This is a genomic window from Flavobacterium bomense, from assembly GCF_003970355.1.
Genome location: NZ_RYDJ01000021.1, coordinates 40,003 through 48,919 on the forward strand (window position 1 = coordinate 40,003; position 8,917 = coordinate 48,919).

Sequence of the window (8,917 nt, forward strand, 5' to 3'; positions counted from 1 at the left end):
AAAGGTAATCGATATGTTGAAAAACAAGTGTTACTTTTTGTAATTATCAACTGCTTTTCGCACACTTCCGTGTTTTTTTAATAATTCGGCAGCTTCTTTATAGGAAACAGAAATTTCTCCCAGTATCATTTTTATGCCACGATCTATGAGTTTGCTGTTGCTCAGTTGCATGTCGACCATTTTGTTGCCTTTTACTTTTCCCAGCTGAATCATAGTGGCTGTTGAGATCATGTTGAGTACCAGTTTCTGTGCCGTACCTGCTTTCATACGGGAACTTCCAGTTACAAATTCGGGCCCAACAACTACTTCTATAGGGAATTTTGCGGTTTGCGAAAGCGGACTTCCTGCATTGCAAGAAATACTTCCTGTAGTAATATTATTTTCGTTGCAAGTTTGCAATCCTCCAATAACATAAGGTGTTGTTCCGGAAGCTGCTATTCCTATAACTACATCATCTTCATTTACCTCGAAAGCTTTTAAGTCTATCCAAGCCTGAGTTGTATTGTCTTCGGCATTTTCTACGGCTTTGCGGATTGCGGTATCTCCACCAGCAATAATCCCGATTACTAAATTGAAAGGGACTCCAAAAGTTGGTGGACATTCCGATGCATCAAGAATCCCGATACGACCGGATGTTCCTGCGCCAATGTAGAATAATCGTCCGCCGAGTTTCATTTTGGTAACAATTTCAGTCACTAAAGTTTCTATTTGTGGCAAGGCTTTTTCTACGGCAAGCGGAACGGTTTTGTCTTCCTGATTGATATTAGAAAGCAATTCTTGAACCGACATTTTTTCTAAATCGTCGTATTTTGAGGATTGCTCAGTGGTTTTTTTGAATTCCATATTTATTTTTTTTGAAGGGACAACTCGCGAGGTGCCCGTACATTTATTTCTTGCGTGAGGGATAGAAGTGGAAATCCTTTTTTATGTAGCGACAGCGGAATAAAAAAGATTGCAACATATAGCCCGACCCTTGCGGTCACGCCCAAATTGTAAAATTATATAAAATACGCCAGCGCAATTCCTATCACGATCATGGAAACTTTGGCGATGTTAAACTTGTGTCCTTCACTACTTTCAAAAATAATGGTGGAAGAGATATGGAATAATATCCCAATTACAATGGCTGTGATTTCAGTATAATACTCATTTAATATGGGCAAATAATCCGATAGAACAGTTCCCAACGGCGTCATGACTGCAAAAGTGATCATGAAGAAAAAGATAGCCTTTTTATTCAGGTTTGAATTGATGAAAAAAGTAGTCAAAATAATGGCTATAGGCAAATGATGAATGGCAATTCCTACCGCTAAATCATGATGATGGCTTACCGGGAATCCTTCCAGAAAGGCATGAATGCAAAGACTGATAAACAATAACCACGGGATTTGGGTCATGGTTTCATATCCGTGTACGTGTCCGTGCTCAGCACCTTTTGAGAAAAATTCCAATATAATTTGGAACAATATTCCAAGCATAATAAAGAGTCCGATAGTTGGATTTACACTTTCATAAACTTCTGGCAACAAATGCATTACGGTCAAGGAAAGCAGAAACGAACCACTAAAGGCCAATAGTAATTTTAGATTGGTTTTATTTTTTGGTTTTAAAACCAAGGCGATACTATATCCTATAAGTACGGAAAGTAAAGGTAAAAGGTAATTCATATTCTTTGTTGAATCGTTTATTTGTTGATTTTCTTCCGGTTTATTTTTTTGATTAACCTTATAAACGATTAACCAATTAACCCAACAACTATTTGAAAATCATGATTAGTCGTTCACTATCTGTTTTATGGAATTTTTTTAATTTGTAATCGCCAAAAATATCTAACAAATAAATACCGGCTTCTTCCATTAACATCTCAAAATCTTTTAGGTTTAATGCTTTAACTTTTTCGGTAAAGTGAAACTTTTGTCCTTTGTCTTCAAATTTAATTTCTTTATACAGATATCCTTCTTTCAGATAACGGTTCATGTGAAAATCGATTCCTTCGACCGTTTTAGTTTCTTCGGGAACCAGTGTTTCGATAACTTGGGTGACGTTCATAAAGTCAATCACAGCAAATCCATATTCCGATAGGCTTTCTTTGATTGCGATTAGCGTAGTCAGGTTATCTTGGTCATTTTCGAAATAACCAAAACTAGTAAATAAATTAAAAATGGCATCGTATTTTTCATCAAAAGGTTCCCGCATATCATGTACTTTGAAATGAAGGGTTTCATTTGCATTTTTAGTAGCTTCGGCAATGCTGTTTTCTGATAAATCCGCACCCAAAACCGTAAAACCTAATTGATTCAAATAAATAGAGTGTCTGCCTTTGCCACAGGCTAAATCCAATACATTAGCTTTTTCAGGCAAGTTGAGATAATGCGTCAAATTATCCATGAAAATCTGTGCTTCTCTATAGTTTCGGTCTTTGTACAGAATGTGATAATACGGAGTGTCAAACCAGGAAGTATACCAGTTTTCAGTTGATTTCAGTTGGTTTTCAGTTGGCGGATTTTGTGCTGCAGACATTTATTCTTTTTCAATTAATTCGATTGATGCAAATTTAGTGTATTTTTGCCGAATATAACGATAACAATTTCCCCTTTGAGGGGTAAAGGGCGCAAATGGAAAATAATTATAAAATGATTGCCAAAACCTTTTTTGGTTTTGAAGAAATATTAGCAAAAGAATTGCAAATCCTTGGTGCACAAAACGTAGAGCAAGGTGTGAGAATGGTAAGTTTTAAAGGCGATAAAGGGTTCATGTACAAAGCGAATTTATCTTTGCGCACGGCTTTGAAAATCCTAAAGCCAATTTATTTTTTCAAGGCTAATAATGAACAGGCTTTATACAAAGGAATTTCGGGAGTCAATTGGTCTAAATTGATTGGTGCTAATCAGACTTTTGTGATTGATACCACCGTGCATTCAGAATATTTTAATCACACGGAATTTGTTTCTCAAAAATGTAAAGATGCAATTGTAGATCAGTTCAGAGAGAGAACTGGGCAACGACCTAGCATTGATAAAGTACATCCTGATTTGAGAATCAATATTCATATTGATAAAGACCAGGTTTCAGTAGCACTGGATACATCAGGTAATCCGTTGAACCAACGTGGATATAGAACTGCTACCAATATTGCTCCTATAAACGAGGTTTTGGCTGCAGGAATTCTACTGCTTTCTGGTTGGGACGGTCAAACGGATTTTTTAGATCCAATGTGTGGTTCCGGAACATTTCTGGCTGAAGCAGCAATGATTGCCTGTAATATTCCGGCAAATATCAACCGTAAGGAATTTGCTTTCGAAAAATGGAACGATTGGGACAATGATTTGTTTGATAGTATTTCAGACAGTTTATTAAAACGCGTTAGGGAGTTTCATTACACCATAAAAGGCTATGATAAAGCACCAAGTGCCGTTCAAAAAGCCAAAGACAATATCAAGAACACCAATCTGGAGGAGTATATTTCTATTGACGAACAAAACTTTTTTGATACCGAGAAGTCTTCCGAAGGGAAACTTCATATTGTTTTCAATCCGCCGTATGATGAGCGATTGGATATTCACATGGAAGAATTCTATAAAAACATTGGCGATACTTTAAAGAAAAACTATCCTGGTACGAATGCTTGGATGATTACAGCAAACTTGGAAGCTTTGAAATATGTAGGGCTAAAACCTTCCAGAAAAATTAAACTTTTCAATGCCGGCTTAGAAGCCCGTTTGGTAAAATACGAAATGTATGAAGGCAGTAAAAGAACAAAGTTTCAGGTAACAACTGATACTGCTGAATAAACTAGTATTCTGTTTTTACTTTCGACCTTTGAATTAAAAATTTTAAAACTTAAAAAATGACTAAATTACAAATACGAGCATTCTTATATCAATTGGGATGTTTTGCAATCTTATTTATTTCTGCGAGATATGTAGTGGAACATTACACGAATTTAACCGGATTATGGATTCCGTTAACCGCATTTGTCATAGGAACACTTTTATCACCAAAATTCCATGCGATAAAAACCAAAGACGGAGAGAAATTATTCATGAAGTGGATTTTGATGAAAGGAATTAAGGAAATAGGATAGTTTAGAAATCCTAAGACATTCTATTTTTAAAATAGTGACCGCTAATTTGCCAATTTTTTGCACTAAATAAAAATTAGCGAATTAGCGGTTATTTTTTTATCTACTTTTTTGGGACTGCAATAGGTTTCACTTTTTTCTTATAAATAGGGACAAAATACGTCACCGTATAATTGAATCCTACGCCAAAACTGCCATCATAAGTTCTGTTGAATCCAGGAATATATAAGTTGGAGAAATTTTCCGGTTCTTTATTGGTTACTAATCGGTTCAATCGAAGGCTCAATCCCATAAATACGTTGTCAAATACTTTAGCTTTTATTCCAGCCACCACTTCAATCCAGCTGGCGGATAGTCCACTGAACTTTTTGCCGGATACAATTTCCGGGACTTCACCAAAATAAGGGTTTGCATTGTAGATGCGATAGCTGTTTAATTCCTGATTAAATGTGCTGAAACCGTAGCGCATTCCTATAGAAATCACATTTTCCATATCCAGCCAGTTTTCATAAGCATTATAATCAAAACCGGCTTTTATGTAGGAGCCTTTGGTGGTAAAATTGACGCGATCATCAGCTGTAGTTTTGTTTTCATTACCAATTTCGGCCGCTAAAAAATACTTTTTAGTCAACCGATAGTCGGCTACAAATTCAATTCCCTTATAATTTTGGTCATACAAAGCTCGCGTCAGTTTGAATAAATCAACTCCTACACGTATCCCATAGCGATCTGTTTTTATGGGAATCGAATCGTTATTTTTTGGTTCCGTATTGATTCCAACCCGCTGCAATGGAGTTTCGGGAATGATTTCATCTGTTTGGGTAGTTTTCGTGCTCTCTTTCACAGGTGTTTTCTCTTGCGCTTGCATCAAAGTCAACGACAACAGGAGACCAAAACTAAAAAAAGATCTTAATGTGTATTTCATTTTCATTTTCGATGTTACTTCTTTCAACCGATATAAATTGTATCCATTTTTGATTTGCCGTTGTTGCATCAGTATGGGTATATGGATTTGTTGGATCCAATGTGAATATTGTTTTGTAGCCACAGGCTCTGGAGACAAAAAGTTCCTGTGTAGTATACTTAAATTGTATATTATCTTCATCAACCAATGCCGAATTAGGATTTCCAGAGTTCAGCGTAAAACTATAACTGGTACTACTTTTGGCTGTTTTCAATGGAATCGAAATCTTATTTGCACTGGTAGTTTGGAGACCATTAAAAACAATTCCATCCGTCATTCCTTCACCAACTACTTTTAGATTTGTTACATTTTTTAGAACAGAAGGATTTGAAAAATCATAAAACTCTATCACTAATCTTGGTGTAGTTTGGGTATTTGCATCACAAATATCATCTTTCTCACAACTGGAGAAAGCGAAAACGAAAAACAATAACAATAAAAATGTTTTTTTCATATAATACTATTCAGTGTTCAGTGTGCCGTTTTTAGTGTTCCGTTTTTAGTGTTCCGTAATTTAAGTTCTGAATACTAAAAACTGACCACTATTTTCTTCTTTCTAAAAGTACAACATTCTCTACATGATGTGTTTGTGGAAACATATCCACAGGACGTACCCGGGTCACTTTGTATTTCTCATCCATCAACGCCAAATCACGCGCTTGTGTTGCCGAATTACAACTGACATAAACTACTTTATCAGGCGCAATCTTCATGATTTGTTCAATTACGTCTTTATGCATTCCGTCTCTTGGCGGATCAGTAATAATCACATCAGGATGTCCATTTTGTGCTATAAAACTATCGTTGAAAACCACTTTCATATCACCTACAAAGAACTCACAATTAGTAATTTCATTGCGTTCCGCATTTAATTTGGCATCTTTAATAGCTTCAGGAACACTTTCAACTCCAATAACTTTTTTGGCATTCTTAGATACAAACTGTGCAATTGTTCCAGTTCCGGTGTATAAATCGTACACGATTTCGTTTCCGGTAAGTCCGGCAAAATCGCGCGTTATTTTATACAATTCATAGGCTTGATCAGAATTAGTTTGATAAAAAGATTTGGCGTTAATACTGAATTTCAATCCTTCCATTTCTTCCAAGATGTAATCTCTTCCTTTATATAATTTAATATCGGTGTCGTATAAAGTATCGTTGGCTTTATTATTGATAACGTATTGCAACGAAGTGATTTGTGGGAATTTCTTGTGAAGATGATCCAGAAGTAATTCTCTGTTGGTTTTATCGTTTTCGAAAAACTGGATCAAAACCATGATTTCACCAGTAGAAGCGGTTCTCAACATCAGCGTTCTAAGCAAACCTTCATGTGCTCTTGGATTAAAAAAAGTCAGTCCATGCGCATTGGCAAAGTCTCTTACTTCGTTTCTAATGGCATTCGATGGATCTTCTTGCAAATGACATTTGTTGATGTCCAGAATTTTATCCCACATTTTCGGAATATGAAAACCAAGTGCGTTTCTATTTCCTAGATCTTCGGTGCTGCCAATTTCCGCTTCGGTCAACCAACGGCTGTTCGAAAATGAAAATTCCATTTTGTTTCTGTAGAAAAACTGTTTTTCCGAACCAAGAATTGACTCAAATTCAGGAAGTTCTATTTTTCCAATGCGTTGCAAATGATTTTTTACTTCGTTTTGTTTGTAATGCAATTGTTGGCTGTATTTCATATTCTGCCATTTACAACCGCCACAAACACCAAAATGCTCGCAAATAGGTGCAACACGATGCTCCGAATATTCATGAAAATGAACTGCTTTTCCCTCGTAATACGCCTTGCGCTTCTTAAAAGTTTGCACATCAACCACGTCACCCGGAACCACATTCGGGATAAAAACTACTTTACCATCGGGAGCCTTTGCTACCGATACGCCTTTTGCACCAGCATCAAGGACTTTTATTTGATGAAAGACAACTTTGTCTGTATTTTTCTTTGCCATAGCGCAAAAATAAGCGTTTGATTGGTTTTATAAATTCAAATTAGCAACTATTTTTAATAAGAAGTGTTTTTTATTGGCGTAACATTCTGTTTTAGATAATAACTTCAATTTTTTGGCACTTATTACTGTTGATTAAAATAAATTTTCCTTTTCTTTTTCATAATTTAAAATTAAGGCTTTTATTCTTAACTTTTATGCGGGTAAAGTTAGCAAGTACAATATTCAATATTACCCTCAAATTAATACTGTGTATTATAAGCGTCTATTTCCTTACTAACTCCAAAAGTGCCACTAGTTACACTACTAATCATATCAATATCATAATCACCTCAAGCTATTTGCCCACCGTATCTATTTTCGTGAATTTGTTTAGCAGCGTCATCAGTAAAAAGTTTGCGTATTTTTTAAAAGAGATCAATAGATTCGAAGCCTAATGATTGTAAAGCCATTACTTCTTTCTATGGAGTTAGTATCAAAAATCTGCAACATCAATACAAAGATTTCCTAAGTGATTTCAAAACGTGGGATGAACTATCACACGCCAAACAATGGCTTATTTTTCCAAAAAACTTAGGCAAACGTTTATCGATTGATGAAACTTCTCTCTCCAACGCAGAATTCTATACTATCTTAACCAATAAAGCAGCAAAAGGAAAGAACGGAACTATAGTTGCAATGATTGCCGGAACTAAAGCCAATACTGTTATTGCAATTATCAAAAAAATCTCTCTAAAACAACGCAATCAAGTCTCGGAAATTACATTGTACATGGCAGCAAATATGGCATTAATTGCCAAGATGTGCTTTCCAAATGCCACAAGGATAACCGACCGGTTTACTCATATATTTTCATTGAAATTTTGGAATTCGAGATACCGCTTCGCTAAATTCATGTTCAAAAGTTAACTTAAGAAGCTTTACAAGAAATCAGAATCTAGTATCGTTGGCAAGCAATTGACCTCCAGAATAAAGCTATAGAAAAAGCAAAATCATCAAAGAAAAAATACAACCCTATACTATTAGCAAATGATGATACTGCCAAACAATTATTGGCAAGAAGTCGCTATTTCTTATATAAAAACAAATCAAAATGGTCCGAAAATCAAGCAGAACGTGCCAAGTTGTTGTTTGAATTGTATCCCTATATTGAAAAAGCCTATGACTTAGCTCAAGATTTAAGAACCATCTTTGAGAGAACAACCGATAAAATTATTGGTCTTTCAAGGCTCGCTAGATGGCATGAAAAAGTAAATCAATCAGGGTTTAAACCTTTAAATCTTTCAATACAATCTCAAGATCAATAATGAATCACTACCAAACAATATTAAACTATTTTGATAATAGAAGCACAAATTCATCGGCTAAGTCATTCAATGCTAAAATAAAAGCGTTTAGATCTCAATTCAGAGCGGTTAGAAATATAGAATTTTTCCTTTTTAGACTAACAAATATTTATGCTTAATTTTTATCGCTCCACAGGTTTTGGGATTGATCCCCTAGTTCGTCTTGGTATTCTCTTCTATTAAACTTATACTTGTATTAATCTCCTTTAAGACAGATGCATATTTAAATTTAGATAGGTTATAAACTCAAAAAAATGAATTTCAATCGTGTCTTTTTACACCATCAAATACCCGTCAAAGTCAGCACTACCCAATTCTTGAAAACCCAAGTGGTTCACATAGAAATCCCGTGTAATCGCTTTGTTGCGCATGGGTAGCTTTGAGTTTATGACGGTTAGCATGATTTTGGGTTTGATCGTAAGGATCACTCGTTAAAGAGTTTTTAGAACCCCAGTCTTTTCAGACTGGGGTTTTTAAAGAAAGGCGACGAACCGAGCCCGCAGGGCGAACACGTGGTATCTATAAACAAAAGAACCCCAGTCTTTTCAGACTGGGGTTCAAATAAAGAAAG

General features: G+C 35.5%; 12 protein-coding genes. 5 read left to right on the plus strand and 7 right to left on the minus strand.

From position 1 onward, the window contains the following. Window positions 1–30 precede the first annotated feature (30 nt). The 3 genes from murQ to EKL98_RS14420 all read right to left on the minus strand — a co-directional run bounded on the left by murQ (window position 31) and on the right by EKL98_RS14420 (window position 2,520). A complete protein-coding gene (murQ, locus tag EKL98_RS14410; protein ID WP_126562966.1) occupies window positions 31–843 on the minus strand; it encodes an N-acetylmuramic acid 6-phosphate etherase in 813 nt (270 codons plus the stop codon). Between the two features lie 155 nt (window positions 844–998). Next, on the minus strand, window positions 999–1,667 hold the full coding sequence (locus EKL98_RS14415; RefSeq protein WP_126562967.1) for a ZIP family metal transporter: 669 nt from the start codon (window positions 1,665–1,667) through the stop codon (window positions 999–1,001). An 88-nt stretch (window positions 1,668–1,755) separates the two neighbouring features. After that, window positions 1,756–2,520: a class I SAM-dependent DNA methyltransferase gene (locus EKL98_RS14420; protein ID WP_126463070.1), complete on the minus strand. Its 765-nt coding sequence runs from the start codon at window positions 2,518–2,520 to the stop codon at window positions 1,756–1,758. A 95-nt stretch (window positions 2,521–2,615) separates the two neighbouring features. Here EKL98_RS14420 and EKL98_RS14425 point away from each other — a divergent pair, with 95 nt between their 5' ends. Together EKL98_RS14425 and EKL98_RS14430 are read left to right on the plus strand one after the other, a co-directional pair. Further along, complete coding sequence (locus EKL98_RS14425; RefSeq protein WP_126452595.1) at window positions 2,616–3,791, plus strand: THUMP domain-containing class I SAM-dependent RNA methyltransferase; 1,176 nt, start codon at window positions 2,616–2,618, stop codon at window positions 3,789–3,791. A 56-nt stretch (window positions 3,792–3,847) separates the two neighbouring features. Beyond that, window positions 3,848–4,084 carry a hypothetical protein gene (locus EKL98_RS14430; RefSeq protein WP_126463073.1) on the plus strand — a complete coding sequence of 79 codons (237 nt, stop codon included), beginning with the start codon at window positions 3,848–3,850 and terminating at the stop codon, window positions 4,082–4,084. Between the two features lie 100 nt (window positions 4,085–4,184). Here the strand turns inward: EKL98_RS14430 and EKL98_RS14435 are convergent, their stop codons facing one another. The 3 genes from EKL98_RS14435 to rlmD form a co-directional block, all read right to left on the minus strand. Then, complete coding sequence (locus EKL98_RS14435; RefSeq protein ID WP_126562968.1) at window positions 4,185–5,006, minus strand: DUF6048 family protein; 822 nt, start codon at window positions 5,004–5,006, stop codon at window positions 4,185–4,187. Further along, window positions 4,978–5,499 (minus strand): DUF6452 family protein, encoded by a 522-nt coding sequence (locus tag EKL98_RS14440; RefSeq protein WP_126562969.1) that lies wholly within the window; start codon window positions 5,497–5,499, stop codon window positions 4,978–4,980. Before EKL98_RS14440 ends, EKL98_RS14435 begins: the two co-directional genes overlap by 29 nt. Window positions 5,500–5,587: 88 nt before the next feature. After that, window positions 5,588–7,003, minus strand: coding sequence for a 23S rRNA (uracil(1939)-C(5))-methyltransferase RlmD (gene rlmD, locus EKL98_RS14445; protein WP_126463077.1), 1,416 nt, complete (start codon window positions 7,001–7,003; stop codon window positions 5,588–5,590). Between the two features lie 627 nt (window positions 7,004–7,630). Between rlmD and EKL98_RS18670 the strand changes: the two genes are divergently transcribed. The 3 genes from EKL98_RS18670 (at window position 7,631) to EKL98_RS18680 (ending at window position 8,465) form a co-directional block, all read left to right on the plus strand. After that, window positions 7,631–7,909: a transposase gene (locus tag EKL98_RS18670; RefSeq protein WP_449404012.1), complete on the plus strand. Its 279-nt coding sequence runs from the start codon at window positions 7,631–7,633 to the stop codon at window positions 7,907–7,909. A gap of 107 nt (window positions 7,910–8,016) precedes the next feature. Further along, a complete protein-coding gene (locus EKL98_RS18675) occupies window positions 8,017–8,307 on the plus strand; it encodes a transposase (protein ID WP_449404013.1) in 291 nt (96 codons plus the stop codon). Beyond that, window positions 8,307–8,465, plus strand: a complete 159-nt coding sequence (locus tag EKL98_RS18680; protein WP_199734583.1) for a transposase — start codon at window positions 8,307–8,309, stop codon at window positions 8,463–8,465. Before EKL98_RS18675 ends, EKL98_RS18680 begins: the two co-directional genes overlap by 1 nt. A gap of 156 nt (window positions 8,466–8,621) precedes the next feature. On the opposite strand, the gene EKL98_RS18155 is transcribed toward EKL98_RS18680, so the two are convergent. Continuing rightward, window positions 8,622–8,747 (minus strand): VOC family protein, encoded by a 126-nt coding sequence (locus tag EKL98_RS18155; protein ID WP_317125163.1) that lies wholly within the window; start codon window positions 8,745–8,747, stop codon window positions 8,622–8,624. Window positions 8,748–8,917 lie beyond the last annotated feature (170 nt).

Coding starts and splice junctions, on each gene's coding strand:
- EKL98_RS14420 (WP_126463070.1), bottom strand. CDS start 2,520: ATGTCTGCAGCACAAAATCCGCCAACTGAAAACCAACTGAAATCAACT.
- EKL98_RS18155 (WP_317125163.1), bottom strand. CDS start 8,747: ATGCTAACCGTCATAAACTCAAAGCTACCCATGCGCAACAAAGCGATT.
- EKL98_RS14425 (WP_126452595.1), top strand. CDS start 2,616: ATGGAAAATAATTATAAAATGATTGCCAAAACCTTTTTTGGTTTTGAA.
- rlmD (WP_126463077.1), bottom strand. CDS start 7,003: ATGGCAAAGAAAAATACAGACAAAGTTGTCTTTCATCAAATAAAAGTC.
- EKL98_RS14435 (WP_126562968.1), bottom strand. CDS start 5,006: ATGAAATACACATTAAGATCTTTTTTTAGTTTTGGTCTCCTGTTGTCG.
- murQ (WP_126562966.1), bottom strand. CDS start 843: ATGGAATTCAAAAAAACCACTGAGCAATCCTCAAAATACGACGATTTA.
- EKL98_RS14415 (WP_126562967.1), bottom strand. CDS start 1,667: ATGAATTACCTTTTACCTTTACTTTCCGTACTTATAGGATATAGTATC.
- EKL98_RS14430 (WP_126463073.1), top strand. CDS start 3,848: ATGACTAAATTACAAATACGAGCATTCTTATATCAATTGGGATGTTTT.
- EKL98_RS18680 (WP_199734583.1), top strand. CDS start 8,307: ATGAATCACTACCAAACAATATTAAACTATTTTGATAATAGAAGCACA.
- EKL98_RS14440 (WP_126562969.1), bottom strand. CDS start 5,499: ATGAAAAAAACATTTTTATTGTTATTGTTTTTCGTTTTCGCTTTCTCC.